Annotated in this window: 23 protein-coding genes (1 of these 23 only partly in view); 4 read left to right on the top strand and 19 right to left on the bottom strand. The window is 61.2% G+C overall.

All coding sequences use genetic code 11. From position 1 onward, the window contains the following. Nucleotides 1-1,719: the 3' portion of a M23 family metallopeptidase gene (locus BLW55_RS08355; protein ID WP_007010827.1), read on the top strand. The gene continues 219 nt to the left of window position 1, outside the view; only the last 1,719 of its 1,938 coding nucleotides appear in the window; its start codon lies beyond the left edge, outside the window; its stop codon occupies nt 1,717-1,719. Nucleotides 1,720-1,727: 8 nt separating this feature from the next. Here BLW55_RS08355 and BLW55_RS08360 read toward each other — a convergent pair whose 3' ends face one another. The 9 genes from BLW55_RS08360 to BLW55_RS08400 all read right to left on the bottom strand — a co-directional run bounded on the left by BLW55_RS08360 (nt 1,728) and on the right by BLW55_RS08400 (nt 14,826). Next, nucleotides 1,728-3,287 carry an MFS transporter gene (locus BLW55_RS08360; protein WP_177175056.1) on the bottom strand — a complete coding sequence of 520 codons (1,560 nt, stop codon included), beginning with the start codon at nt 3,285-3,287 and terminating at the stop codon, nt 1,728-1,730. 77 nt (nt 3,288-3,364) lie between these two features. Continuing rightward, on the bottom strand, nt 3,365-4,867 hold the full coding sequence (locus BLW55_RS08365; RefSeq protein ID WP_090328196.1) for a L,D-transpeptidase: 1,503 nt from the start codon (nt 4,865-4,867) through the stop codon (nt 3,365-3,367). 128 nt (nt 4,868-4,995) lie between these two features. Beyond that, complete coding sequence (locus BLW55_RS08370) at nt 4,996-5,361, bottom strand: MmcQ/YjbR family DNA-binding protein (protein ID WP_090328199.1); 366 nt, start codon at nt 5,359-5,361, stop codon at nt 4,996-4,998. A gap of 23 nt (nt 5,362-5,384) precedes the next feature. After that, on the bottom strand, nt 5,385-8,006 hold the full coding sequence (gene clpB / locus BLW55_RS08375) for an ATP-dependent chaperone ClpB (RefSeq protein WP_090329928.1): 2,622 nt from the start codon (nt 8,004-8,006) through the stop codon (nt 5,385-5,387). A gap of 214 nt (nt 8,007-8,220) precedes the next feature. Then, entirely contained in the window at nt 8,221-8,910 is a 690-nt protein-coding gene (locus tag BLW55_RS08380; RefSeq protein WP_090328201.1) for a DUF4167 domain-containing protein, read from the bottom strand. A 318-nt stretch (nt 8,911-9,228) separates the two neighbouring features. Beyond that, the gene (gene prmC, locus BLW55_RS08385; protein WP_090328204.1) at nt 9,229-10,113 is read right to left on the bottom strand and encodes a peptide chain release factor N(5)-glutamine methyltransferase; all 885 of its coding nucleotides are present in this window, start codon (nt 10,111-10,113) and stop codon (nt 9,229-9,231) included. Beyond that, a complete protein-coding gene (gene prfA, locus BLW55_RS08390; protein WP_090328207.1) occupies nt 10,106-11,185 on the bottom strand; it encodes a peptide chain release factor 1 in 1,080 nt (359 codons plus the stop codon). Before prfA ends, prmC begins: the two co-directional genes overlap by 8 nt. Before the next feature lie 21 nt (nt 11,186-11,206). After that, nucleotides 11,207-13,477, bottom strand: coding sequence for a phosphoenolpyruvate--protein phosphotransferase (gene ptsP, locus BLW55_RS08395; protein ID WP_007010835.1), 2,271 nt, complete (start codon nt 13,475-13,477; stop codon nt 11,207-11,209). Nucleotides 13,478-13,551: 74 nt separating this feature from the next. After that, nucleotides 13,552-14,826: an aspartate kinase gene (locus BLW55_RS08400; RefSeq protein WP_090328210.1), complete on the bottom strand. Its 1,275-nt coding sequence runs from the start codon at nt 14,824-14,826 to the stop codon at nt 13,552-13,554. 394 nt (nt 14,827-15,220) lie between these two features. Here BLW55_RS08400 and ubiG point away from each other — a divergent pair, with 394 nt between their 5' ends. Then, nucleotides 15,221-15,970: a bifunctional 2-polyprenyl-6-hydroxyphenol methylase/3-demethylubiquinol 3-O-methyltransferase UbiG gene (ubiG, locus tag BLW55_RS08405; RefSeq protein WP_007010837.1), complete on the top strand. Its 750-nt coding sequence runs from the start codon at nt 15,221-15,223 to the stop codon at nt 15,968-15,970. Between the two features lie 6 nt (nt 15,971-15,976). Here ubiG and BLW55_RS08410 read toward each other — a convergent pair whose 3' ends face one another. Genes BLW55_RS08410 through BLW55_RS08425 form a run of 4 tightly spaced genes read right to left on the bottom strand, consistent with a single transcriptional unit; the run spans nt 15,977 to nt 18,296 of the window. After that, on the bottom strand, nt 15,977-16,402 hold the full coding sequence (locus tag BLW55_RS08410) for a DUF1178 family protein (RefSeq protein ID WP_007010838.1): 426 nt from the start codon (nt 16,400-16,402) through the stop codon (nt 15,977-15,979). Then, on the bottom strand, nt 16,399-17,262 hold the full coding sequence (locus BLW55_RS08415; protein WP_007010839.1) for a carbon-nitrogen hydrolase family protein: 864 nt from the start codon (nt 17,260-17,262) through the stop codon (nt 16,399-16,401). The genes BLW55_RS08410 and BLW55_RS08415 overlap by 4 nt, the downstream gene beginning before the upstream one ends. Continuing rightward, nucleotides 17,259-17,525 carry a glutaredoxin 3 gene (gene grxC / locus BLW55_RS08420; protein WP_025030550.1) on the bottom strand — a complete coding sequence of 89 codons (267 nt, stop codon included), beginning with the start codon at nt 17,523-17,525 and terminating at the stop codon, nt 17,259-17,261. Before grxC ends, BLW55_RS08415 begins: the two co-directional genes overlap by 4 nt. 27 nt (nt 17,526-17,552) lie before the next feature. Beyond that, nucleotides 17,553-18,296, bottom strand: coding sequence for a ComF family protein (locus BLW55_RS08425; RefSeq protein WP_244509025.1), 744 nt, complete (start codon nt 18,294-18,296; stop codon nt 17,553-17,555). Nucleotides 18,297-18,421: 125 nt separating this feature from the next. Here BLW55_RS08425 and BLW55_RS08430 point away from each other — a divergent pair, with 125 nt between their 5' ends. Beyond that, nucleotides 18,422-19,291, top strand: a complete 870-nt coding sequence (locus BLW55_RS08430) for a methyltransferase domain-containing protein (RefSeq protein WP_090328215.1) — start codon at nt 18,422-18,424, stop codon at nt 19,289-19,291. Between the two features lie 20 nt (nt 19,292-19,311). Here the strand turns inward: BLW55_RS08430 and BLW55_RS08435 are convergent, their stop codons facing one another. The 6 genes from BLW55_RS08435 to BLW55_RS08460 form a co-directional block, all read right to left on the bottom strand. Next, nucleotides 19,312-19,479 carry a Flp family type IVb pilin gene (locus BLW55_RS08435; RefSeq protein WP_007010843.1) on the bottom strand — a complete coding sequence of 56 codons (168 nt, stop codon included), beginning with the start codon at nt 19,477-19,479 and terminating at the stop codon, nt 19,312-19,314. 76 nt (nt 19,480-19,555) lie between these two features. Next, nucleotides 19,556-19,876 carry a hypothetical protein gene (locus tag BLW55_RS08440; RefSeq protein WP_090328217.1) on the bottom strand — a complete coding sequence of 107 codons (321 nt, stop codon included), beginning with the start codon at nt 19,874-19,876 and terminating at the stop codon, nt 19,556-19,558. Between the two features lie 103 nt (nt 19,877-19,979). Continuing rightward, nucleotides 19,980-20,393, bottom strand: a complete 414-nt coding sequence (locus tag BLW55_RS08445; protein WP_007008820.1) for a (deoxy)nucleoside triphosphate pyrophosphohydrolase — start codon at nt 20,391-20,393, stop codon at nt 19,980-19,982. Next, nucleotides 20,390-21,193, bottom strand: coding sequence for a GNAT family N-acetyltransferase (locus BLW55_RS08450; RefSeq protein WP_081784697.1), 804 nt, complete (start codon nt 21,191-21,193; stop codon nt 20,390-20,392). The genes BLW55_RS08445 and BLW55_RS08450 overlap by 4 nt, the downstream gene beginning before the upstream one ends. Before the next feature lie 3 nt (nt 21,194-21,196). Continuing rightward, on the bottom strand, nt 21,197-22,438 hold the full coding sequence (argJ, locus tag BLW55_RS08455) for a bifunctional glutamate N-acetyltransferase/amino-acid acetyltransferase ArgJ (protein WP_090328219.1): 1,242 nt from the start codon (nt 22,436-22,438) through the stop codon (nt 21,197-21,199). Between the two features lie 180 nt (nt 22,439-22,618). Further along, the gene (locus BLW55_RS08460; RefSeq protein WP_090328221.1) at nt 22,619-23,530 is read right to left on the bottom strand and encodes a peptidylprolyl isomerase; all 912 of its coding nucleotides are present in this window, start codon (nt 23,528-23,530) and stop codon (nt 22,619-22,621) included. Between the two features lie 244 nt (nt 23,531-23,774). Between BLW55_RS08460 and secA the strand changes: the two genes are divergently transcribed. Next, nucleotides 23,775-26,504 (top strand): preprotein translocase subunit SecA, encoded by a 2,730-nt coding sequence (secA, locus tag BLW55_RS08465; protein WP_090328224.1) that lies wholly within the window; start codon nt 23,775-23,777, stop codon nt 26,502-26,504. The last annotated feature ends 85 nt before the right edge of the window (nt 26,505-26,589 follow it).

A 26,589-nucleotide genomic window follows, 5' to 3' on the forward strand; every position in this document is an offset into this window, starting at 1 on the left:
GGCGAGATCGCAGACCCCGCCGGCGAAGCCGCAAAGACCGCGCGCCTCGTCACGCCGCATACGATCAGCCGCGGCGAAGACAGGCGCATGATGGAAGTGTCGACGGTCATGCGTAGCGGCGACACCGATGTCATCCGAACGCTGCCCTTCGTCCACGCCAAGATGGCGCTGACAGCCAATCATCCAACGGAGAAGGACTACCCGCCATTCGACCCGCTTGCCGTGTTCGCGGAAAACGGAGCCACGAGCACCGCGCGAACCGGCCTTATCTACGGCGCCAAGGTCGAGAGCGAGGTCAGCCTCAAAAGTCATGATTTTCCGCTTCACTCCTCCGATTTCAGTTCGGCCCGCAGCCTGAGCACGGAAGAGGTGGAGGTTGCCGTGCGCAACACGGGCGCAATCCTGACCGACGGTGACGTTCAGGTCGCAGCGTTGCACTATGTGGACCCGCAGCGTTTTGGTGACACATTCTCCACACAGGCACTCGCAGCCTTCAGCGCGCGCGTCATACCCGAGAACGTTTCCATAGCCGCGCGAACCGCGCGGGAAACCGCACCCGAATTCGCCGAGGACCTGATCCCCTTCCGCACCGAGCGTGCGATTGCGGAAGTCTTTGCCCAGTCGGGCTACAGGGGCGACGATGTGGACGGTATGGTCGAAGCGATCACCAAGCTGCTCAATGCGCCCGACCTCAAGGCCGGCACGCTGCTGCGCGTGGGCGTCGAAATGCGCGGCGAACAAAGCCGCGTCGTGCGCACGAGCGTCTATGAGGGCAGGAAGCATATCGTGACCATCGCCCTGGACGATCGCGATCAATACGTGCCGGCAGAGGAACCGGAGATGAATCCCGTTCTTCTTGCTGCGCTCGACCACCCGACCGCGCCCCGCCGGATGCCGCGCGCCGATCTGCCCCGGGTCTATGATGGCATCTACCGCGCCGCATACGCTTATGGCCTGACGCCGGAGATGACCAAGCGCCTGGTGAAGCTTCTGTCTGCCGACGTGGATTTCCAGTCGCGCCTTTCTCCCACAGACAGGCTCGAAGTGTTCTTCTCTGCACCCGACACGGAGAAAAATGCCACCGACCAGTCTGAACTGCTTTACGTCAAAGCCAGTTTTGGCGGCACGACACGCACATTCTATCGCTTTCAGTTTGACGACGGGACCGTCGATTACTTTGACAGCGAGGGGCGCAGTTCGAAGCGCTTTATGCTGAGAAACCCTGTTCCAAATGGTCGTTTCACATCAGGATACGGCATGCGCCGGCACCCGGTGCTCGGTTACAGCAAGATGCACACCGGGGTCGACTGGGCCGCGCCACGCGGCACGCCCATCATTGCTGCCGGCGATGGTGTGGTGGAGAAGGCCGGCTGGGCCGGCGGCTATGGCCGGCAAACCATCATCCGCCACAACAACGGCTTCAAGACCTCCTACAACCACCAGAGCGGAATTGCCAAAGGCGTGACAGCTGGCGCCCGCATTCGCCAGGGCCAGGTGATTGGCTATGTCGGCGCAACCGGTCTGGTGACCGGCAACCATCTTCACTACGAGATGATCGTCAACGGCACCAAGGTTGACCCGATGCGCGTGCGCCTGCCTGACAATCGCGCACTCAAGGGCGAAGACCTGCTGGCCTTCGAACGCGAACGCAGCCGCATCGATGAACTGCTGAAAGAAAACGAGGATGCTCCGCTTTCGGTGGCATCGAGCGGAAGCTGACCGTCGCCTCAGTCCGCGGCAGCACCGCCTGACGGTCCGGCCTGCTTCGATTGCTGGGTGAGCCAGGCAACAAGCGCGGAAGCCACACAGAACCCACACATTATCCAGGCAATCCCCGAGAACGCGGCATCGCTTGCAGTGACACGGGCCGCCTCCAGCGCTTCGGGCAGCGCCGAGCTGGTCGGCTCCCCAAACCCGGGCACAAGCGCCCTTTCCGACCCAACTGCGCTGGCATAGCGATGCGCGGCGAAAGCTCCCATCGCCGCAACGGCCATCAGGCCCGCGATACGCGAGATGGCATTGTTGATGCCTGAAGCGGCACCGGTGTCCTCATCGTTCACCGAGGTCATGACTGCCGTGGAGAGGGGTGAGACGACCAGCGCCATCCCCAGCCCCATCAACACCATCATCGGAAATGCGCCCGACCAGAACCGGTGAATGCCAGCACCGGAAATCGCCGCCAGCCCGCCAAAAGCCAGTGCCACGACAAGACTTCCCGCCGTTATCGGCAGGCGGGGTCCGACAGCATCTGACAAACGGCCGACGGGCCCCGACAGGCCGGCAATGGCGACAGACAGGGGAAGAAAAACAAAGGCCGTCGTTGCCTCTCCCAGCCCCCAGCCCGCAATCAGCAGCATGGGCAGGTAGAAGAGGATGCCCGACAGGGCGAAATAGAGGACAAAGGTCGCAATGTTGGCACCTGAAAAGGGCACGATGGCAAACAGCGACAGATCGATCATCGGCGCCTTGCGCGACCGCTCCCAGGCAACGAAGCCGACCAGTAGGATTGCTCCAAGGATCAGGGGCAGGGTCGCAGCGGACCCACCGCCGCTCCCGGCGTTTTCAGCGGAGAGCGTGGTCAGGCCATAGGACATGGCGCCAAAGGCAAGCGTTGCAAGCACCGCGCCCGCGACATCCAGTTTTCGATCACCCGTCGGCTGATCCGCCGGCACACGCAGAAGCATTGCGACAGCAAGCACCCCGAGCGGCAGATTGATCGCAAAAATGACACGCCAGGCAGCATCACCGAAGACCGACAGGAGCAGACCGCCGAAAACCGGGCCGATCGCCGTGGTCAGGGCGGAAGATGCCGCCCATATTCCAATCGCCCTGCCCCGTTCCTCCTTGGGATAGGCCTTGGCGATGATCGCCAGACTGCCCGGCACCATGAACGCCGCACCCACCCCCTGCACCCCGCGCGAGAGGATCAGGGTGCTGGCCGATGGAGCGGCGGCGCACGCCATTGAAGCCAGGATGAAAAGAACGATGCCCGCGATGAAGGTCTTTCGCAGGCCGAATTTGTCGCCTGCTCCGCCACCGACGAGGATCAGAGCCGCCAGCGCCAGTGCGTAGGCGTTGGAAATCCACTGCGCATCGGCAAGAGAAGCGCCAAGGTCTGCGCGCATCGCCGGCATGGCGACCGATACGACAGATCCGTCAATGAAACCGAGCGCCGATGCCAGTATGGCGGCCAGCAGCACATAGTGCCGACGCGAGGCCGGGCAAAACGTTCGCTCCGACGCAGCGTCAAGGGCGAGCTCCGGCTCTATCTCGCATGGTCCCTGCATGGAGGGAGCGTAGCCGCCAAACGGCGCCTCATCAATCAATCAGGGCGGCGCACCGCCGCAATCTGCGCCAACCTCACCTACTCGGCGAAGGTTACGGTGACTCCCGGCTTGACACGCTTCGCCAGTTCCTCGGCATCCCAGTTGGTCAGGCGGATGCAGCCATGCGAAGCCGTCTTGCCGATCTTGGAAGGATCGGGCGTACCGTGAATGCCGTAGGTCGGCTTGGACAATGCAATCCAGACAGAACCGACCGGACCGTTGGGACCAGGCGGTATGGTCAGGACCTTGTCGTTGTTGCCCTGTTTGAAGTTGATTTTTGGATTGTAGGTGTATTCCGGATTGAGGGCGATCCGTGCCACGGTATGTGTTCCCGTTGGCGAGGGTGTGTCGGATGAACCGATCGTCGCGGGATACGCAGCGACAAGCTGGCCGTCTTCATTATAGGCACGCAGCTGTTTCGCGCTCTTGTCGGCCACGATGCGGGTGACAGCCGCCTTCATGGGTTTCCCGACATTGACCACCCTGATGATCGTCCCCGGTCGATTGAAATTCGCGTCCGGGTTGAGCGCGGTCAGATACTTTTCGTCCATATGGAAACGCTCTGCCAGCATCTCCACAACGGAGGTATAGGACAGCGCGTCGAGCTGGGCCTTGTGCGCATAATCCGCCGGAATCGATGCAACATAAGGCCCCGCGGCGTCCTCGGCAGTGATGGTGTACTCCTTGAAGGCCGGGCCGCCGGTGCGCTCCAGCTCCGCCTCGATCCATTCCTTGTCGTAAGTCCTGAGGGTTTGCCCCGTGATCTCGCGATAGGCCCGGATCGCCTTGTTCACATTGTCGCCGGTGTGGCCATCGATCACGCCGGGTGAGGCACCGACACGATCGAGCAGCACCTGGAACCGGGTCACATCCTCGCTGACACCGCGCGGCATGACCACAGCGCTGTCCTTTGACAGCGTCGGGGAGCCGGACGCATTGCCCGATCCGGAACTGAAGCCGGTGTCCTCGTCGGGGATAGCCGCCATACTGTCACGCGGGTCTGGCGCGTCGAGCGGCGCACGTTCGATCGGCGCGCGCCCATAATTCGGAGCTTCGGGATAAACATTGCGATCGTCGTATCGAGGAGCCTCGTCATACGACCGGTTCGCATAGGGATCCGAATAGCGATTGTCGGGCGCATTGCGCGCCCTGCCACGATCGCGCCGATAACGGTCGACCTCGCGCGGATCCGAAAAATCATAAACCTGGCCGTTGAATTCGCGCGGGCGCGAGGGCCGGCGCTCATATTGCCTGCTGCCTGGTGCCGGCGGGCGGATTTCCACCACCTCGCCAGTAAAGGCATCGACGATGATTTCGCGGCCATACTGATCGATGTAGACATCGAAATCGTAATTCTGCGCGAGCTCTATGGGCGCTTCTGCGGGCTCGGCATTGAGCACCGTCTGGTTGCCTGCAACGTCACTGGCCGACTGGAATATCTGACCGTTGCGCCGTGTCTCAACCTCCGGCATCGCGGCCCAGGCAGCCGTCGGCCCCATGGCCAGACACAAAGCGGTCAGCAAATTCAGTTTCACGTTCATCGCCCCTCGTCTCATCCCACACGGATAGGCTGTTCGCCCGCCGGCGATTCGCCATTTGACGAATGATTTACCATAGGAGATGAACCGGACGTGAAGATGGCGGCGGTTGTGGCATTTTCGCGGCGGGCTCAGGCCGTATCGAGCCCCAGTTCCCGCCTGAGCTTTCGGGTCAGGCCCGAAGCCACGATCCGGTGGCTTTCAGCCAGATAATCCGCAAGCGCATCATCACCCATCGTTTCCCCTGTCTGCCGCTGGATCCACTTCATGCCGCGCGAAGCCAGATAAGGCGCAGGACGCAGTCCCGGCTGCTCCCGGAGCACGTCGAACGCCATATCCGAACACTTAAAGGAAACCGCAACGTTTCCTTGACTGGCCTGACTGCCGATGGCGAACACCTTGCCACCCACCTTCCAGACATGTGAGCCACCCCATTGAACAACATGGGTGGCGTGCGGAAGGGCACCGCAAACCGCGTTGTATCTATCGATCTGCATGTGCCCTCCCCGGCTTTGTCGCGTTACGCCGCCTGTTCGGCCCGCTCTTCAAGAGATGCTTTGCGCGTCCGAAAGTTCAGCCGATCGGAACCCGCCGTGACCTTTACGGTCGAGCCATCGAAGATCTCACCCTGGAGAATCTTCTCGGCTAGCGGATCCTGAAGCTCTTTCTGGATCACGCGTTTTAGAGGACGCGCACCATAAGCGGGGTCGTAGCCCTTGTTCGCCAGCCATTCGATTGCCTCGCCATCGAGATCGAGGGTGATCTTGCGGTCTGCAAGCAGCCTTTCCAGACGCTGCAGCTGGATTTCGACGATCTGCCCCATATCCTGCCGGCGCAACCGGTGGAAGAGGATCACTTCATCGATCCGGTTCAGGAATTCAGGCCGGAACGAAGCCTTGACCACATCCATCACCTCACTACGCACCTTATCGACATCATCGCCTTCGCCGAGATTCACGAGGTACTCGGAACCGAGATTCGATGTCATGACAATCAGCGTGTTGCGGAAGTCGACCGTGCGGCCCTGACCATCCGTCAGGCGCCCGTCATCAAGCACCTGCAAGAGCACGTTGAAAACGTCGGGATGCGCCTTTTCGACCTCATCGAACAGGATGACCTGATAGGGCCGACGACGAACGGCCTCCGTCAGAACGCCGCCTTCCTCATAGCCGACATAGCCGGGCGGCGCGCCGATCAGCCGGGCCACCGAGTGCTTTTCCATGAACTCCGACATGTCGATGCGCACCATGGCCTGCTCGTCGTCGAACAGGAAACTGGCGAGCGCCTTGGTCAGTTCCGTCTTGCCGACACCCGTCGGGCCGAGGAACATGAAGGAGCCGATCGGTCGATTCGGGTCCTGCAGGCCGGCGCGGGCACGGCGTACAGCCTTGGAGACGGCCTGAACCGCTTCACCCTGACCGACGACGCGCCTGGCCAGTTCGTCCTCCATCCGCAGCAGCTTTTCACGCTCGCCCTCAAGCATCTTGTCGACCGGAATACCGGTCCAGCGCGAGACAATGTGAGCGACATGGTCGGGCTTCACGGTCTCCTCGACCATGCCCGTAGCACCTTCTTCTTCACCCTGGACCTCGGCCTCGGCGAGCCTCTTTTCGAGTTCCGGAATCTGGCCATAGGCCAGCTCGCCGGCACGCTGGAACTCACCCTTGCGCTGGGCGATAGCCAGCTCGTTGCGGGCTTCGTCGAGCTGCTTCTTGAGGTCAGCGGCAAGGCCGAGCTTGTCCTTCTCGGCCGCCCACAGGCTGGTGAGCCGCGTCGATTCCTCCTCGAGGTCGGTCAACTCCTTCTCGAGCTTCGCCAGACGGTCCCTGGATGCTTCGTCCTTTTCCGCCTTAAGCGCTTCCCGCTCGATCTTGAGCTGCATGATGCGCCGGTCGATTTCATCAAGTTCTTCCGGCTTGGAATCCACCTGCATGCGCAGGCGGGATGCCGCCTCGTCCACCAGGTCGATGGCCTTGTCGGGCAGGAACCGGTCCGTGATATAGCGGTTGGAGAGTGTCGCAGCAGCCACCAGGGCCGAGTCCGAGACCCGCACCTTATGGTGCTGTTCGTACTTCTCCTTCAATCCACGCAGGATCGAAACCGAATCTTCAACGGTCGGCTCGCTGACGAAAACCGGCTGGAAACGGCGTGCCAGTGCCGCATCCTTTTCCACGTGCTTGCGGTATTCATCGAGCGTCGTCGCACCGACGCAGTGAAGCTCGCCGCGCGCGAGGGCCGGCTTCAGAAGGTTGGAAGCGTCCATGGCACCATCGGCCTTGCCGGCCCCGACGAGCGTATGCATCTCATCGATGAACAGGATGATGTTGCCGCTGGCGGCCGTCACTTCGGACAGGACAGCCTTCAAACGTTCCTCGAACTCGCCGCGATATTTCGCACCGGCAATCAGCGCGCCCATATCGAGCGCCATCAACTGCTTGTCCTTCAGCGATTCGGGTACGTCACCATTGACAATGCGCAGCGCGAGACCCTCGGCAATGGCCGTCTTACCGACGCCCGGCTCGCCGATGAGAACGGGATTGTTCTTGGTGCGGCGGGACAGCACCTGGATCGTGCGGCGAATCTCGTCGTCGCGGCCAATCACCGGGTCGAGCTTGCCAGCGCGGGCATCTGCGGTCAGATCGCGCGCATATTTCTTGAGAGCGTCATAGCCCTGCTCGGCGCTGGCCGAGTCGGCCGTGCGGCCCTTGCGAATGTCATTGATGGCCTGGTTCAGCGCCGTCGGCGTGACGCCCGCCCTGGACAGGATGTCTGCGGTTTTGGCAGATTTTTCCACCGCAAGCGCCGTCAAAAGGCGCTCAACGGTGACGAAACTGTCACCGGCCTTCTTTGCCAGTTCCTCGGCAGTTGAAAAAACCTTTGCAAGGGGCTGGGCCATGTAGAGCTGGCCATTGCCACCTTCCACCTGGGGCATGGCTTTCAGCGCCGCCTCGACCCCGAGGCGCACGTCTTCGGCGCGACCGCCGGCCCTTTCGATCAGGGAGGCAGCAAGCCCCTCTTCATCGTCAACAAGCACCTTGAGCAGATGCTCCGGCGTAAACTGCTGATGGTTGCTGGTGAGTGCGAAAGTCTGTGCGGCCTGGATGAAACCGCGCACCCGCTCCGAATATTTCTCAAAGTTCATAAGTGTCTCCATTTCCCTGCCGGCCTGCTTTGCAGCACCGGCAACGACCAATGCGACGGGCTCCCATAAACCGTGATCGGATCAGATTATCACGGTCTTCTGTGGCAAGCCCAACTGTTTGGGATATGGGAACATATCCCTATCGGCACAAGATGGAGATCAAACGAAAACGGCGGGGAAGCCCCGCCGTCGATGTGTCGTTATGTCAAAATGCTCAGCCCTGAGCGGCAATCTCTTCAGAGACCGCTGCCGAAGCCGCAGCTTCGCCGCTTTCAGCGTCCTCGGTCTTGCGGGCACGGGTGCGGCGCGGGCGTTTCGCCGGCTTCTCGCCTTCCTGACCTTCTTCGCCGTCCTCCGCCTTTGCAGCGGCGGGTTTGCGCCCGCGGCGAGCAGGTTTTGGCTTCTCGTCTTCAGCGGTGCCGTTCATACCGTCGGCGGAATGTCCATTGCCGGCATTCGCATTGCCTTCATCGCCATTCAGCGCCAGCTCTGCCGGCACACCCTTGATTTCGGGCTGCGGGCCGGAGCCATCTTCGACGCGTTTCTGGCGCTGGGGCTTGTGATTGCCGCCGTTTGCCTCCGCGACGTCCTGGTCGTCACCGTCAACATCAGAATCCTCACGATTTTCGCGCGTCTGCTGCTGTTGCTGAAGCTGGGCCTGGGCTGCAGCGATAATGCGATTGTAGTGCTCCGCATGCTGCAGGTAATTCTCGGCCATCACGCGATCACCGGAACTCTGCGCATCGCGCGCCAGCGTAGCGTATTTATCTGCCACCTGTTGTGCGGTTCCGCGGATTTTTACATCCGGGCCATTGCTCTCGTAGCTGCGTGCTAACGGATTTGGGCCCTTGCGGTTGTTGTTGCCGCGACCGCGCATGCGCCTGTTCTGCTGTTGTGGCCTCATTCGACTCTCTTGGTTTTCGAGACTGCTTGTTCGAGACAGATTTTTTGAAACGATACTCTTTCAGATAGCGGACGACGGCGGGAAGCCAGCAGTCTCACATCTCCCCTTGGCTGTACGCCGCTCCGCTTGACGCGGGCGCCAATGCCATAGCTGTTCCGCTTCATATCAGTTGCCGGATAATCCCCACAATGAAGCAGAGGCGTAAACGCCTTTAACGACAGCTGGTCCTCGGGAACCGAATCGATAACGGTGCTGTCTGCTTCGTCCCATCCGGTAGCCGGAACCTAGCGGCATTCTTTTGCAAAGCCAAGCTTTTTTTCAACCTCGTTCACGAGCTGTTTCCAGAGAAAAAATCAACACCCGGTCGTGCCCGGCGAGGTCTCGGCCAAGCTTTTTGAAACGGAAGCCCTGCTCGGTGAAAAGCCCGGTCACAATCTCCCTTTGGTCATGTCCGATCTCTACGGCCACGGTTCCACCGACCGCCAGATGATCGGCGCATTCATCAGCAAGCCGCCTGTAGGCATCCAGACCATCTTCGCCGGCAACCAGTGCGCGGCGCGGGTCATGCCCGCGGACCTCTATGGCGAGGTCACGCCAGTCGTCTTCCCGAATATAGGGCGGATTCGAGACGATGAAATCGAAACGTCCGTCAACTCTTTCAAACCAGTCGGACAGACGTGTCTCAAACCGCGCTCCGTAACCATTCATATCGGCATTGGCTCGCGCCGTTGCAAGCGCATCAGCGGAAATATCCGCGCCAACGGCGTGCGCCGCAGGCAAAACGCTGAGCAGGGCAAGGGCGATTGCACCGGTTCCGGTTCCCAGATCGAGAATGCGCCAGGGGCGGTCTTCGCCGCCAAGGCGGCGCGCTTCTTCCAGAACAAGGTCGACAAGCGTTTCTGTGTCCGGGCGCGGTTCCAGAGTTTCCCTGGAGAGCTTCAGATTCAGTCCGTAGAACTCCCTGTGGCCGATGATGCGATGCACGGGTTTGCCGGCAATGCGCTGCTCGACCACCTGTTCTGCCAGAGCGCGCTCAGCATCGGTAATGGGCCTTTCAGGCCGTGATACGGCGTCAAGCCGCGTGGTTTGCGTGACATGTTCGACCAGAAGACGCGCGTCGAGGGCCGCTTCGCAGATACCTGCCTTTGCCAGCCGCTCCCGCGCCCACGCCAGAAGCGCCCCAAGCGTCTGCGCGTCAGCCATCCGCCCCGGTTTCCGCGAGCAGTTTTGCCTGATGATCGGAGATCAGGGCATCGATCACCTCGTCGAGATCGCCTTCGATCACCCGGTCAAGCTTGTAGAGGGTGAGGTTGATGCGATGGTCCGTAAGGCGCCCCTGCGGGAAATTATAGGTGCGAATGCGCTCGGAACGATCGCCCGTTCCCACCTGCAGACGCCGCGCTTCGGAACGCTCGTCAGCCGCCTTCATGCGCTGCATGTCAAAGAGGCGTGCACGCAGGATCTGCATGGCGCGGGCCCGGTTCTGATGCTGAGACTTCTCCGCCTGCAGCACGACAATGCCAGTTGGGATATGGGTGATGCGCACCGCCGAATCGGTGGTGTTGACGTGCTGTCCGCCCGCACCCGAAGCACGCATCGTATCAATGCGGATGTCGTCAGGCTTGATATCGACGTCGATATCTTCGGCCTCCGGAAGCACTGCAACAGTGGCGGCGGACGTGTGAATGCGCCCCTGCGCTTCCGTCGCCGGAACACGCTGCACGCGATGAACGCCTGATTCGAATTTCAGACGCGAAAACACGCCGCGACCAGAAACGGTGGCGATGATTTCCTTGTAGCCACCGGCCTCGCCCTCGCTGACTGAGACCACCTCGACTCGCCAGCCCTTCTCCGCGGCGTAGCGTTCATACATACGGAAGAGATCGCCAGCGAAAAGTGCGGCCTCGTCGCCGCCGGTGCCCGCACGGATTTCGAGAATGGCGTTCTTGTCGTCGGCTTCATCCTTCGGCAGGAGAAGGATCTGCATCTCTTCGCCGAGTGTCACAATGCGTCCCTCGACGCCCTCAACATCAGCCTCTGCGAGCTCGCGCATTTCCTTGTCGGTCGCCGGATCGGCAAGCATCGATTTGAGATCATCGAGTTCAGCTTCGGCCTGGCGCAGCTCGCGAATCTTGCCGGCAACTTCCTGCAGCTCGGAATATTCAGAAGCCAGCTTCACATAAACATCCGGTTCCGGCCCAGCCGCCATCTGCGTTTCGATAAGCTCGAAACGTTTGAGAACCTGGTCCATGCGGTCGCGCGGCAAGTCGATCATCGACGGGAAAGCCTGTCAGTTCTAGAGAGCAATTGAGTGTTTGTTCGCGAAATCGCGAAGCAGCGCGCGAATATCGGTGGATGCGCTGTGGTTGGCAAGGGCTTCTTCCATCACGACCGAAAGGTCTGACAGGAGCAATTCGCAAAGCATTGCCTTTACCGGGCCAATGGCCGCCGGTGCCATGGAAATGGACCGAAAGCCAATGCCGAGCAGAGCCATCGCAGAGATCGGCCTTCCTGCCAGTTCACCGCACAACGTCACGGGCGTGCCGTACTGGTCGCCGGCACGCACGATCTGGCGAAGAATACGCAGGAAGGGCACACTCAGGGGATCGAAACGTTCCGCGATGCGCGTGTTGCCGCGGTCCGTCGCGGTCACGAACTGGAAAAGATCGTTGGAACCCACGGAGACGAAGTCCACCGCCTGCATCAATTCCTCAAGCTGCCAAAGCAGAGCCGGCACCTCGATCATGGCGCCGAGCTTGAGGCGCGTCGGCAGGAGATAGCCGAAACGCGAAAGATGCCGCACTTCCCGGTCGATGATGTCGCGCGCCTGGCGCACTTCGCTCACTTCGGTGACCATCGGCAGCATCATGCGCAGTTCACGACCGCCCGCCGCCTTCAAAAGCGCCCTGATCTGCGTTCGAAGCAGCCCTGGGCGGTCGAGCGTCAGGCGGATGGCACGCCATCCAAGCGCCGGGTTTTCCTCATGCTGCGCACCCTTGAAATAGGGCAGCACCTTGTCGCCACCGATATCGATGGTGCGGAACGTGACCGGCTTTCCGTCGGCCGCTTCCAGCACTTCCCGATAGAGACGCTCCTGCGCCTCGACGCGTGGAAAGGCCGCAGCCACCATGAACTGCAGTTCGGTGCGGAAAAGCCCGATGCCTGCCGCGCCCGATTGCGCCAGTTGCGGCAGATCGACGGCCAGCCCGGCATTCATCATCAGGTCGACGGGAACGCCGTCTCTTGTTTCCGTCGGACGGTCACGGAGTTCCTGGTAGAGTTTCTGACGCCGGGCGCGGAAACGCACCTTTTCGGCATAGGCTTCCTCGACATCGCCCTGCGGTCGCAGGTGCACCTGCCCGTCTTCGCCATCGACGATGATCGCGTCGCCATTCTCCGACATGGAGACGGCACCCTTGACCTGACCGACCGTCGGAAGGCCGATCGCGCGGGCAACAATGACGATGTGGCTGGTGGGCGCGCCCTCCTCCAGCACAAGACCGCGCAGTTTCTGGCGGGGGTAATCAAGCAGCTCGGCCGCGCCCATGGAACGGGCGACGATGATTGCGTCCTTCGGCAGAATTTCCGCCAGCGCATCGGGCCCCCGCCCCATGAGCTGGCGCAACAGGCGGTTGGCGAGGTCGTCGAAATCGCTCATCCGCTCGCGCAGATAGGGATCGGTCATGTGCATCATGCGCGCACGCATGTCGCTCTGCACCTTCTCGACCGCCGCTTCTGCGGTCAGACCGTTGTTGATCGCCTCCTTGAGGCGACGCACCCAGCCGCGATCATTGGCGAACATCCGGTAGGCTTCAAGAACCGCACGGTGCTCGCCCTCAAAGGCAACGTCACGCCGCGACAGCATATCGTCGATGGAGAGCCTGAGCGAATCGAGCGCTGTCTCGAGCCGGTCCAGTTCATCATCGCTGTCTTCGTTAAAAAGCGCAGTAACGACAATACGCGGCTCATGCAGCACCACATGGCCAAGCCCCACGCCCTCGTTGAAGGGCAGCCCCGTCATGCTGACGGGGCGGCTGAGATCGAGCTCGATGCCCGGCCGGGTAAGCCTTGCCAGATCGCCCGTGGCGATCATCTCCGCGATGACCATTGCCACCGTTTCCAGCGCCTCGATCTCGTCTTCGCGGTAATGCCGCATGGTGCGGTTCTGCACGACGAGGACGCCCAGCGTGCGCCCGGCCCGGAGGACTGGTACACCGAGGAAGGAATGATAAACCTCTTCCCCGGTTTCCGGCAGATAGGTGAATGCGGGGTGCTTCTGCGCGTCTGAAAGGTTGAGCGGGCGTGCGCTGGCCGCAATGGTGCCGACCAGGCCCTGGCCAAGACGAAGCTGGGCCAGATGAACGGCACCGGGGTTCAGACCCTCGGTGGCGTAGAGTTCCAGCATCGAATCGGCACGCAGCACATAAAGCGAGCAGACCTCGGCGACCATGTTCTGGGCGATTTCACGAACAATATGGTCGAGACGCTCCTGTGGATCGAGCGCCTCGGCCATCAATTCCCGCAATCGCCTTAACAGCACTCTCGGGCCGCCGGCAGAATCTCGCATCGAACCCCTCTCCCTTGGCCAATGCCAGCCGCGTACAGGAGCAAGGCAGAAGCCGGTTTTCGGGTTGTTGTTTTCTACTGCTTATCGAGACCGTAGACAGAATGCAAAGTGCGGACCGCCAATTCTGCATAAGGACCGTCGATCAGGATCGAAATCTTGATCTCCGATGTGGTGATCGCACGAATATTGATCCCCTTCTCCGCCAAGGCCTTGAAGGCGATCGCGGCAACGCCGGCATGGCTACGCATGCCTATGCCGATAACGGAGACCTTTACCAGGCCCGCCTCCGACTGAATCGCGTCGAAGCCGATCGTCTCGCGCACTTTCTCAAGCACCGAAACGGCCTTTTCAAGGTCGCCTGAAGGCACGGTGAAGGTCATGTCCGTGCGCGAACCATCTTCCGAGATGTTCTGCACGATCATGTCGACGTTGATGTTGGCCTCGGCGAGCGGACCGAAAATGCCGGCAGACACGCCGGGACGATCCGCGACGCGACGAAGCGATATCTGCGCCTCGTCCTTGGCGTAGGCGATGCCGGTGACGACTTGCTGTTCCACGATTTCATCCTCATCGCAAATGAGCGTACCGGGCGGGTTGTCGAAATCACCCATACCCGCCGCATCCGGATCCTCGAAAGACGATCTGACGAAGGTTCTGACCTTATGCACCATGGCCAGTTCCACCGACCGCACCTGCAGCACCTTGGCGCCAAGCGAGGCCATTTCGAGCATTTCCTCAAACGAAATTTTCGGCAGGCGGCGTGCCTTGGGCTCGATGCGCGGATCGGTCGTGTAGACGCCATCGACATCGGTGTAGATGTCACAGCGATCGGCCTTCACAGCGGCGGCGACCGCGACGGCGCTGGTGTCGGAGCCACCGCGCCCCAGCGTAGCGATGCGGTTGTCGGGACCGATGCCCTGAAAACCCGCAACCACCGCAACCTGGCCGGTGCCCATGCGGCGGACGATCTCGCTGCCGTCAATATCCTCGATACGCGCCGCGCCATGCGCGCTGTCGGTGCGGATCGGAATCTGCCAGCCCTGCCAGGAGCGCGCATCGACCCCCATGGACTGAAGGGCGATCGCCAGCAAACCGCTGGTAACCTGCTCGCCCGAGGCAACGATGGCGTCATATTCGCGGGCATCAAAGAAAGGAGATTCTGCACCGGTGGCCCTGGGCATGGCCTGCGCCCAGCCAACCAGTTCGTTGGTCTTGCCCGACATGGCCGAAACGACAACGGCCACTTCATGCCCTGCATCCGTTTCGCGTTTGACGTGACGTGCCACATTGTGGATGCGGTCAATATCGGCGACGGAGGTTCCGCCGAACTTCATCACGATGCGCGCCATGGGAACGGAGTGCCTTTGCTCGGGAATTCCAACCGCCCGAAAGAGGCGGACACAACACGACGCAGCTGCGGAGCCCCACCCTGCGCCGCGCACTCCATACCCAAAAGATCGGTTATCTGCAAGCAACGTAACAGAGCCCACCGGGCGCGAGGGAACCGTGCTAAAACCATTCATTCCAGATGCGCTTTTGGGTCAGCGAGCGCTGCCGAGACAATTCCCGCCTTGACAATCAGGCTCCGCACCCCGACTTCATGGGCCTGACTTAGATCGCCTTGCGTCCATCCGGACGCACAAAGGACGATCTAAGCTATGAATGGGGCATCGGAATAGCCCGAAAACCGGATTCCACTTTTCGGTCCGATGCTCTAGAGCAACACCCAGCGAGGGGTTTTCCATGTCCGAGGCACGGCAAACAACGATCGACACGCGTGAAATCGAGCATTTCTCCGCGCTGGCGACGGAATGGTGGAATCCGGCTGGCAAAATGGGTGTGCTGCACAAGTTCAATCCCGTGCGTCTGGCCTATATACGCGACCATGTGGCGGCCCATTTCGGCCGCGACCCGCATGCCGCCAAGCCCTTTGCAGGGCTGCGCATGCTCGATATCGGTTGCGGCGGCGGGCTTTTGTGCGAGCCCATGGCGCGTCTCGGCGCAGACGTGGTTGGCGCGGACGCGTCCGAAACCAACATTGAAGTGGCGAAAATTCATGCCGGGCAGAGCGGGCTCTCCATCGACTATCGCGCCACGACAGCGGAAGCCCTTGCCGATGCCGGTGAACGTTTCGACATCATCCTCAACATGGAAGTGGTGGAGCATGTTTCTGACGTGGACCTCTTTCTGTCCAAGTGCGGCGCCATGCTGAAGCCCGGTGGCCTTATGTTCGTCGCCACGATCAACCGCACGCTGAAAGCGTGGGGGCTGGCGATCATTGGCGCTGAATATGTGCTTGGTTGGCTGCCCCGCGGCACACACCAGTATGAAAAACTCGTGCGTCCGAGCGAACTGGAAAAAGGCCTTACCAGCACCGGCATCAAGATCATCGACCGCAGTGGCGTGGTTTACAACCCCATCGGCGACCGCTGGCAGCGTTCGCGCGACATGGATGTCAACTACATGGTCGCGGCAACAAAGCCCGCCGCCTGAACCGCGTCAGTTCTGTTCTTCGGGGAAAAGTGGCAGCGGCATGAACTCCACGCCGTCTTCCACGAGCGACGCGGCTTCTTCGGAGGTTGCCTCGCCGTAAATGCCACGGGCCTCGGTCTCGCCGAAATGGATTTTGCGCGCTTCTTCGGCAAACCTGTCGCCGACATAGTCCGCGTTCTCCCGCACCTTGTTTGAAAGTTCCTTGAGCTGGGCCAGCGCCTTTTTTTGCTGCTCGCCCATGGCAAGGGCTATCTGTTCGCGCCGCTTTCCGGTGGAGACCGCTGGCGCCATCAGAGCCTTTTCCACATCGCCGGAGCCGCAATGCGGGCATGAAACGAGACCGCGCTCCTTCTGACCATCGAAATCCGCATTGTTGCGAAACCATGCCTCGAACGCGTGATTGTGCTCGCAGATCAGATTGAAACTGATCATGAGGCCTTCCTTTCGGCCGAAACGCCGCCTGAAACCCGCGCGACCGAGAAATCGCGCGCATTTTTCAGATTCGGAATCTTCGCGCGCGCGGCCGCCACCTGATCGAGATCGAGCTCGGCAATGGCAATGCCCGGTGCGTCTCCATCCACTTCGGCCAGCACCCGGCCCCATGGATCGACGATCAGCGAATGGCCATAGGTCTCTCGCCCGTCCTCATGCAGGCCGCCCTGTGCAGCACTGATCATGAATGCGCCATTCTCGATGGCGCGAGACCGCACCAGCACATGCCAGTGCGCTTCACCGGTCTGGCGCGTAAACGCCGCCGGCGCGGTCAACACCTGGGCTTCTGCCCTTGCGAGCGCGCGGAAAAGCTGCGGGAAACGCAGGTCGTAGCAGATGGCGAAGCCAAGCCGGCCAAAGGGAAGATCGGCCACAACAGCCCGTTCGCCGGGCGCATATGTGGCTGATTCGCGCCAGCTCTCGCCATTGTCGAGATCCACATCGAACATGTGGAGCTTGTCATAGGTGGTGACGAGCTCACCGTCGGGCGCGAAAAGAAAGGCGCGGTTCGCCACACGGCCATTGTCCAGCGCAACAGCGGTGGAGCCGAGATGCACAAAGATCGAAAGTTCCCGCGCAAGCGCCTGCGCCCGGTCGACCACAAGTGCCCCACGCTCTCCGGCGATCCGCGAGGCCAGATCTTCGCGGCTCCGCACCAGAACACCGGTCATCTCCGGGCTCTGCACATACTGCGCGCCCTGGCCCGCCGCCTCACGCACCAGAGCCTCGAAAGCGTCGGCATTCGCCTCCGGCTCCGTGCCAGAGCGCATCTGAAGGGCGGCGGCGACCAGCTTGCTCATGCCCGGGCCTCCGTCAGCATCGCGTCGAGCTTTCCAGCACGCTCAAGCGCATGCAGCTCATCGCAGCCGCCCACATGGGTATCGCCGATGAAAATCTGCGGGAATGTAGAGCGGCCGTTTGCGCGCTGGATCATCTCCTGGCGCAGCTCATTGGAAAAGCTTGCGTCATGCTCCGTATAGGAGACGCCCTTGCTGTCGAGCAGGCGCTTGGCGGCACTGCAGAAACCACACATCATCCGGGTATAGATCGTCACATCGGCCATAGTCGGCTCCATACTCTTCTTGCAGGCTTATATAGGGCCTTGATCGTCTGCCCGGAAGTCCCCCGGCAGAACGCGCGCAAAGGTCAGGACATCGACATGGTGCGCCCCGGCCCGTTTCAGAACACGCGCGGCCGCAACAACCGTGGCGCCTGTGGTGTAGACATCGTCCACCAGAATGATGCCGCGCGATTTGATCTGCGGCAGCGACGCATCAGGCACACGAAAAGCCCCCCGCACATTGGCTTCGCGCTCGCGGGTACCCAGTCCGACCTGCTGGCGCGTGCTCCGGACGCGGACAAGCGCCTCGGGCGCATAATCGAGCCTGCCTTCACGCGCAACGGCGCGCGCCAGTTCCGCCGACTGATTGAAGCGCCGCGCCAGAAAGCGGGCGCGATGCAGCGGCACGGGGATGACCAGATCGCCGTCGGGCAGTAGTTGGCCTCCTGCGCGCAGCATCCACCGGGCCATCCAGGGGGCAAGGTCCGTGCGATCACGGAATTTCAGCCCCTGCACCAGTTTGCGCGCGACGCCCTGATAGACGACCGCCGAGCGCGCCCGCGCAAACGGCGGAGGATTCGCAATCGCTTCGGCAGAAAGCATATTTTCGCCGAGATCGATGGAGAACGGCGTGCCCATCACGGGACACCACGGCCGCTCCAGAAACCGCAATCGCCCCCAGCAGGATGGACAAAGCGTCCCCGGTTCAGTCACGAGATTCGAACAGCCGAGACACACCGGTGGGAACAGCACACGCTGCAGCCAACCCGTCATCACGCCTGCAAATCGCGAGACTCCAGTCACCAGCTTCCCCCAAGCCGCCATTTCCCCAAAAGGCATTGCTCTTTGCCAGCATACCGATTTTATGCGATGGCGCATCCTCAAACAGAGGACCCCGCATGGAACAGCTCTTCGACAGCGAACTCGCCCTTCTGCGCAAGAAGCGGGCCCTGATGCAGGGCGATCCGGGCGCCCGCTTCCTGATGCAACGGGCCGCGGACGATCTCGAAGACAGGCTGGCGACCGTCGAACGGCGGTTCGAGCGTGCCGCCGCTGCGTTCTGCCTGACAGACGACGCTGCGCGCGCCATCCGCACGAGCGGCAAGACAGACGACATCACCCGCATTGAGGCAGATCCGGCTTTTCTCGAGAAGAACGGCATGGTCGCAGATGCCGAAACGCTGCCGGTCGAACCCGGCAGTTTCGACCTCATTGTCTCGCTCCTCAGCCTGCACGAAGTGAACGACGTTCCGGGAATGCTCTCGCAGATTCGACGCGCGTTGAAGCCGGATGGACTGTTCCTGGGAGCCATGGCCGGCGCGGGCACGCTCCAGGAGTTGCGGGAAGCCCTTCTGGCGGCCGAGACGGAGCTCTCCCAGGGGGCCGCGCCGCGTGTCAGTCCCTTTGCCGATGTCCGTGACGTGGGCGGCCTTCTCCAGCGTGCAGGTTTTGCTCTGCCTGTGGCCGACCTCGAAACCGTCACCGTCCGCTATGCGACCATGTTCGACCTGATGCGCGATCTGCGTTCCATGGGCGCGACCAGCACCCTTGCGGCCCGCTCGCGCAGACCCGCAACCCGCGCGCTGTTCGTGCGTGCCGCGCAGATCTATGCGGAACGGTTTTCCGACCCCGACGGCCGGATCAGGGCAACTTTCAACATTGTGTGGATGTCGGGCTGGGCACCGCACGAATCGCAACAGAAGCCGCTGGCTCCCGGCAGTGCCAAAATGTCTCTGAAAGAGGCGCTGGAAAAGCACCCCAGAAAGTAAGTGCAGTGCTTATGGAGGTCTCAGGGATTGGTAGTGCCTACCTGGTCGGCAACGTTATTATAAGACGCCCTGAGCTCATTTCCGGTCTGTCGGGCACCGACGATAATGGCCAGCGAAATCAGCCCGGCGATCAAAGCATACTCGATCGCGGTCGCGCCTGACGTGTCCTTGAGAAAGTGCCTTCCCATCCGCGGGACTCCCCTGATTGAAGTGCGACCGTAGGGTGAAAGCCTTAAGAAACCCTGAGAGCCACCGGGAGGTTTGTCAGCAATCTCCGCTGTGACGGCCGCTCTGGTGGATGACACATACGGAGTTCCGCGAGGGCTGAAGCACGCTGCGCCGGATCGTATAGTTTCGGCTGTCGCGTTTGGTGGAAGCGGTCGTTATGGGATCTATGCCAAACGGCGCGCCAATCTGCGCAACATTTGAGCGTGTGCGCTTTTCGGCAATCGGTGTCAGGACGAGTGCCAGCGCAACACCTGCCGTGCCAAACAGCAATGCAACCCGAAGCGCTCCCATGCCCATATGACCAGCGCGCACGGTCCACTCCGCGCGCTCCCCATCGCCTGTCTCGCCGAACGTCATCACAGCCCCTCACCAGAAGGTTAAACCCAGCCGCGAATGCGGCGCGTCCCCACAATCAAATTGTCATTGTTGCGTAAACGAAGGATTAACCCTGGCAGGCGGCTCAAAGCAGATCGATCAGGAAGGGTATGAGCGGCGCATCCGCAGGTGGCATGGGATAATCGCGCATGTCACGCGGCCTCACCCATTTCAGTCCCTGCCCCTCCTGGGCCCGTGGCGTGCCCCAGAAGCGGCGGCAGACATAGAGCGGCATCAGGAGGTGAAAATCTTCGTAGGTGTGGCTGGCAAAAGTAAGCGGTGCGAGACAGGCCGTTTTCGTCTCGATCGCCAGTTCTTCGTGAAGTTCACGAACAAGCGTGTTCTCAGGCGTTTCACCGGCCTCCACCTTGCCGCCGGGAAATTCCCACAGCCCGGCCAGGGCCTTGCCCTCCGGCCGTTTGGCGAGGAGCACCCGTCCGTCCGCGTCGACCAGCGCGCAGGCCGCGACGAGGAGGATCCGTTTGGATTGATCGTTCATACGGCGCGCTCCGTCTCGCCCGCCGGCCCTGGCTGACGATAATGATATGTATAGATTTCGCGGAACCCGAGCGCCCGATATAGGCGCAGTGCCACCGCATTGTCGGCCTCTACCTGCAGCCAGGCCCGTTCCGCACCATGCGACCGCGCCCATTTCAGTGCTGAAAGCAGGACACGGCGCCCATAGCCTTTCCCGCGCCAGGAAGGCCTTGTCGCGATCTCGAACAGGCCTGCCAGATCGCTGTCATGCACGCAGATGGCCGTCGCAACCGGTTCTTCGCCCTCTTCCAGAACGAAAAGCCCCGTTTCGGGCCGGATCGCACCAATGACCCGGGAAAGCCCGGCACGATGAAGCTCCTCGTACCCATGAACCTTCAGCGTGGCATTGACGAAACGTCGCCGGTCCTTGAGCGGGATCTGATCCATCGCCTCGGCAAGATCCGCCTCGCGCAGATCGAGCGCCATCACCAGCGAATGCCCAAGCGTCGCCCAGCCCCGCTGATCGAGATAGCTGGAGATTTCCGGTGCTGCAAGCGGGGAAAGCCTAAAGGTTACCGGCCGCCCATAAGCGCTGAACTGCTCTGCCGCCCGTTCGATCCGCGTCTCGAGATTGCGGTAGTCTCCGGGATCGAGCGGGTTGATGGAATTCAGCCGCTTGGCCGGATGGCCCGCCGTCAATCGCAGAACCCAGGTGCCGTCATAGGCAACGGTCTCTGCCGGCCACGCACGCAACCCCGCCGCTTCAAAGCGGCGGATGATCGCGAAGTCTTTTTTTGCGTCCTGCCTCACCTGGCCTGGCACACCCTAGCTCCGGTAGTCGCCATTAATGGCGACATATTCCTTGGTCAGGTCGCAGGTCCACACAGTGGCCTTGCCACGCCCGATACCAAGATCCACGCGCAGCGCGATCTCATCCTTTTTCATATAGGCGGATGTCGCCTCTTCGGAATAGCCAGGGTCACGCTCGCCCTTATGGGCAACGCGAATGTCGCCGAACCAGATCGACAGAAGGTCGCGTTCTGCCGGCTCACCCGCCTTCCCCACTGCCATCACGACCCGCCCCCAATTGGCGTCCTCGCCGGCAACGGCCGTTTTGACGAGCGGTGAGTTGGCAATGGAGAGTGCAATCTTCTTTGCCGAGCGGGACGACTTCGCCCCGGTCACGGTGATCTCAAGCTGCTTGCGTGCACCCTCGCCGTCACGCACCACCTGCAGGGCGAGGTTCTTCAGGATGCGGTTCAATGCCCGACGGAACCCGGCGAGTCTGGGGTCTCTGGCATCGGTGATCACCGGCGCGCCCCTCCTGGCCGCGGCCCCCGTTGCGAACATCATCAGCGTGTCACTGGTGGATGTATCGCTGTCCACCGTAACGGCGTTGAAAGTCTTGCCCGTCCCTTTGGAGAGGAGTTCCTGAAGAACGGGTGCCGCAATCGGCGCATCGGTTGCCAGGAAAGACAGCATCGTCGCCATGTCCGGCGCAATCATGCCGGCGCCCTTGGCAATACCGTTAATGACCACATCCACGTCGCCGACGCTGGCGGTTGCCGTCGCCACTTTCGGATAGGTGTCTGTGGTCATGATGGCCCGGGCCGCCTCCAGCCAGCCCTCGGGCTTCGCATCACGCGCCATGCCTTCCAGAAAACCGGTGATGCGTTCAGCGGGAAGCGGCTCTCCGATCACCCCGGTGGATGCCATGAAAACCGCATCCCTGCCCGCGCCAACCGCCCCGGCTGCGGCCTCGCCGACGGCAGCCGTTGTCGCGCGGCCTTTTTTGCCGGTAAAGGCATTGGCGTTCCCGGAATTCACGACGAGAATGCGCGCGGCCCCACCGGCCAGGTTCTCACGGCAGAACTCGACGGGGGCCGAAGGACATTTGGAGCGGGTGAAAACGCCGGCAACGGTCGTGCCTTCATCGAACACCATCGCAAGAAGATCCGTTCGCCCCTTGTATTTCACGCCCGCCTCAGCCGTTGCGATGCGCACACCGTCCACAATCGGCATGGAGGGATATTTTTTCGGAGCAAGGGGAGAGATTGCAGCGGACATTGGCCAGACTTACCGAGGTTGCGACTTTTGGTGTCTGTCGGTCTGCCCGAGTTTTTTTTCGGACGCAAGCCGAAACCCGCGTCTCACGACCGCGGAACCCGGCTGCCGGCGATCATCTGATAAAACAAAAAGCGGCGGGCGTCAGACGCCCGCCGCTTTCAATTCAGGCTATCGGAAGTCTTATTCGGATTTGGCTGGCTCTTCGACCTCACCAGTCTCCGAAGCCGCGCCTTCGCGCTGCTTCTCAATGCCATCGATGAACTCCTTGAGCGCCGGATCCTTTACATCGACCTCGGCAGCATCGCGGAGGGCAGAGACTTCCTCGACATATTTCTCGCGCACCAGCATGGAACGCACGCGGTCCTTCACGGCGTCAAATGCAGGCGGCTGCTTGGCCCGCTTGTCTTCGACCTTGATCACATGGAAGCCAAACTGCGTCTCGGTCGGCTCCTTGGAATATTCGCTTGGATTGAGCGCGAAAGCGGCCTTCTCGAATTCCGGCACCATCTGGCCTGATGTGAAATAGCCAAGGTCGCCGCCATTGGCGGCAGCACCATCGGTGGATTTCTCCTTGGCGATTTCCTCGAAATTGCCGCCCTCTTCGAGCTGCTTGATGATCGCTTCTGCTTCTTCCTTGGTCTTCACCAGAATGTGGCGTGCCCGCACCTCGTTAACGGCAGGGGCATCAGCAATCTGCTTGTCATAGCTGGCGCGCACCTCATCCTCGGAGACCGCACCGTCCACCACCTTTTCGATAAACGCCGCGTGGAGCGCCTGCTGACGCAAGAAGGCAAGACGCTTGGCAAAATCTTCACCGTCCGCGAGGCCCTTTTCTTCAGCCTTCGAGGCCAGAAGCCGAATTTCGATCAATGCCGAAAGCAGTGCGGCGCGGCGCTGCGGTTCCGGCAGATTGCCGAACTGCGCACCATACTCCTCGCCAGCGACGGCCAAATCGCCCTCCGTGATCTCCATACCGTTGACGGTGGCGAGGACATCGGCATCGGCAGCGTGGGCGGGCATGAAGCCCACAGCGGCCAGCGTCAGACCGGCCCCAACCTGAACGGCCAGGAAACGGCGAAACGATTTCAGCATGAAACTCTCCGTTCGTGATTCAGAATTTGCCCAAACCGCCTATGAATATGGCGGAATTTTGCGCAAGAGCGCATGTTTAACGCGGCGTTGACATCACTCTTGGCCCCTCTTATCTGTCCTGATGTCCTGCGTCCAGAACCGTTTTCCGGGCGTTGATTGTTATATAATTGCTCTCGCTCGGCACGAGCGGGGTTTGAACCCCGCTCCATACGTGCCGTCTGTCAGGAAGTGAAAGGACCACTGGATGGTCAGTCTCGGCGGTCTCGCCCGCAAGGTTTTCGGCTCCTCAAACGATCGCCGCGTCAAGGGTTTTCGCCCGCGCGTCGCCGCGATCAACGCGCTCGAAGACGAAATGAAGGCGCTGTCCGACGAGGCATTGCGCGGAAAAACCGAAGAGTTCCGCAAGGAACTTGCCGCAGGAAAATCGCTCGACGACATTCTTGTTCCTGCCTTTGCGGTGGCGCGAGAGGCTTCGCAGCGTGCTTTGGGCATGCGCCCCTTCGACGTACAGCTCATCGGCGGCATGGTGCTCCATGATGGCTGCATCGCCGAGATGAAGACCGGTGAAGGCAAGACGCTGGTTGCCACGCTTCCCGTCTATCTCAACGCATTGTCTGGTAAGGGCGTGCATGTGGTGACGGTGAACGATTACCTTGCCAAGCGCGACTCCGAGTGGATGGCGCGGCTCTATGGCTTCCTCGGCCTGACGACGGGCGTCATCGTGCACGGCATGTCGGATGAGGAACGCCGTGCGGCTTATGCCTGCGACGTCACTTACGGCACCAACAACGAGCTTGGCTTCGATTATCTGCGCGATAACATGAAGTATGAGCGCGACCAGATGGTGCAGCGCGGACATTCCTTCGCCATCGTCGATGAGGTGGACTCGATCCTTATCGACGAGGCGCGCACGCCACTCATCATTTCCGGTCCGCTGGACGACCGCTCCGAACTTTACAACAAGATCGACACCTTCATTCCGCATCTCGTAGAAGACGATTACGAAGTCGACGAGAAGCAGCGCACCGCGACCTTCACGGAAGAAGGCACGGAAAAGATGGAGAACATGCTGCGCGAAGCCGGCCTGTTCAAAGGTGATTCGCTTTACGACATCGAGAATGTCGCCATCGTCCACCACCTCAACAATGCGCTCAAGGCCCACAAGCTGTTCCAGCGCGACAAGGATTACATCGTCCGCAATGGCGAGATCGTCATCATTGACGAGTTCACCGGCCGCATGATGCCCGGCCGCCGCTTCTCCGAAGGCCTCCACCAGTCGCTCGAAGCCAAGGAAAATGTGGCGATCCAGCCGGAAAACCAGACGCTCGCCTCGATCACCTTCCAGAACTATTTCCGCATGTACGACAAGCTGGCCGGGATGACCGGCACGGCATCGACGGAAGCGGAGGAGTTCGGCAATATTTACGGCCTCGAAGTCATCGAGATCCCCACAAACCTGCCGATCCAGCGCCTTGACGAAGACGACGAGGTCTACCGGACCGTCGAAGAGAAGTTCAAGGCCATCGTCCGGGAAATCAAGGAAGCCAGCGCCAAGGGGCAGCCGATCCTCGTCGGCACGACCTCGATCGAGAAATCCGAGTTCCTCGCCGAACGCCTGCGCCAGGAAGGCGTCAAGGATTTCGAGGTGCTGAATGCCCGCCATCACGAGCGCGAGGCCTTCATTGTTGCGCAGGCAGGCAAGCCCGGTGCGATCACAATCGCCACCAACATGGCCGGCCGCGGCACCGACATCCAGCTCGGCGGCAACCCGGACATGCGGATTGCCGAAGAACTGGGCGACATGGAAGCCGGCCCGGAGCGTGATGCGAAAGAGCAGGCCATCCGCGAGGATGTGAAAAAACTGAAGGAGCAGGCGCTCGCCGCAGGCGGCCTCTATGTTCTGGCGACGGAACGCCATGAAAGCCGCCGCATCGACAATCAGTTGCGCGGACGTTCAGGCCGTCAGGGCGATCCCGGCCGTTCGAAGTTCTTCCTGTCGCTTCAGGACGATCTGATGCGCATCTTCGGCTCCGACCGGATGGACGGGATGCTGCAGAAACTCGGTCTCAAGGAAGACGAAGCCATCGTCCATCCCTGGATCAACAAGGCGCTTGAAAAGGCGCAGAAGAAGGTCGAGGCGCGCAACTTCGACATCCGCAAGAACCTGCTCAAGTTCGACGACGTGATGAACGACCAGCGCAAGGTCGTCTTCGAGCAGCGCATCGAACTCATGGACGGCGAGAACCTTTCCGAAACGGTCGCCGAAATGCGCCAGGATACGGTCGACGATCTGGTGGCCCGGCATATCCCCGAGAAGGCCTATGCCGAGCAATGGGAGACCAAAGAGCTCCGTGAGGCCGTGCAGGCCTCGCTCAACCTGGATCTGCCCATCGAGGAATGGGCGCAGGAAGAGGGCATTGCCGAGGACGACATCCGCGAGCGTATCACCGAGGCGACAGAGGCTGCCGCGAAAGATCGCGCAGAGCGCTTCGGGCCCGACATCATGACTTATGTCGAGAAGTCCATCCTCCTGCAGACCCTCGACCATCTGTGGCGCGAGCATCTGGTCAATCTCGATCATCTGCGCTCGGTTGTCGGCTTCCGCGGCTACGCCCAGCGTGATCCTCTCAACGAATACAAGACCGAAGCCTTCGAGCTGTTTCAGGCCATGTTGAGCAATCTGCGTCAGGTGGTCACTTCGCAGCTCATGCGTGTCGAACTGGTCCGCGAGGCCGCCGATGCCCCGCCGCCTGAAGCACCCGACATGCAGGCTCATCATATAGATGGTTCCACAGGCGAGGATGAATTTGCCGGTGGCGACACGATGACCCTTGCACGCAGCGAAAGCAGTGTCGTACCTGCGGAGGAACGCGACCCGAACGATCCCACGACCTGGGGCAAGGTCGGCCGCAATGAGGCATGCCCCTGCGGTTCCGGCAAGAAATACAAGCACTGCCACGGCGCTTTCGCCTGAGGCAACTACACAGGAAATGTAGTCAAAAGCCGGGTTACGCCCGGCTTTTTTTTGTCTGTGCACTCGAAAGCCGGCTACAGCGCCG

This window comes from Nitratireductor aquibiodomus (assembly GCF_900105565.1).
GTDB lineage: Bacteria > Pseudomonadota > Alphaproteobacteria > Rhizobiales > Rhizobiaceae > Nitratireductor > Nitratireductor aquibiodomus.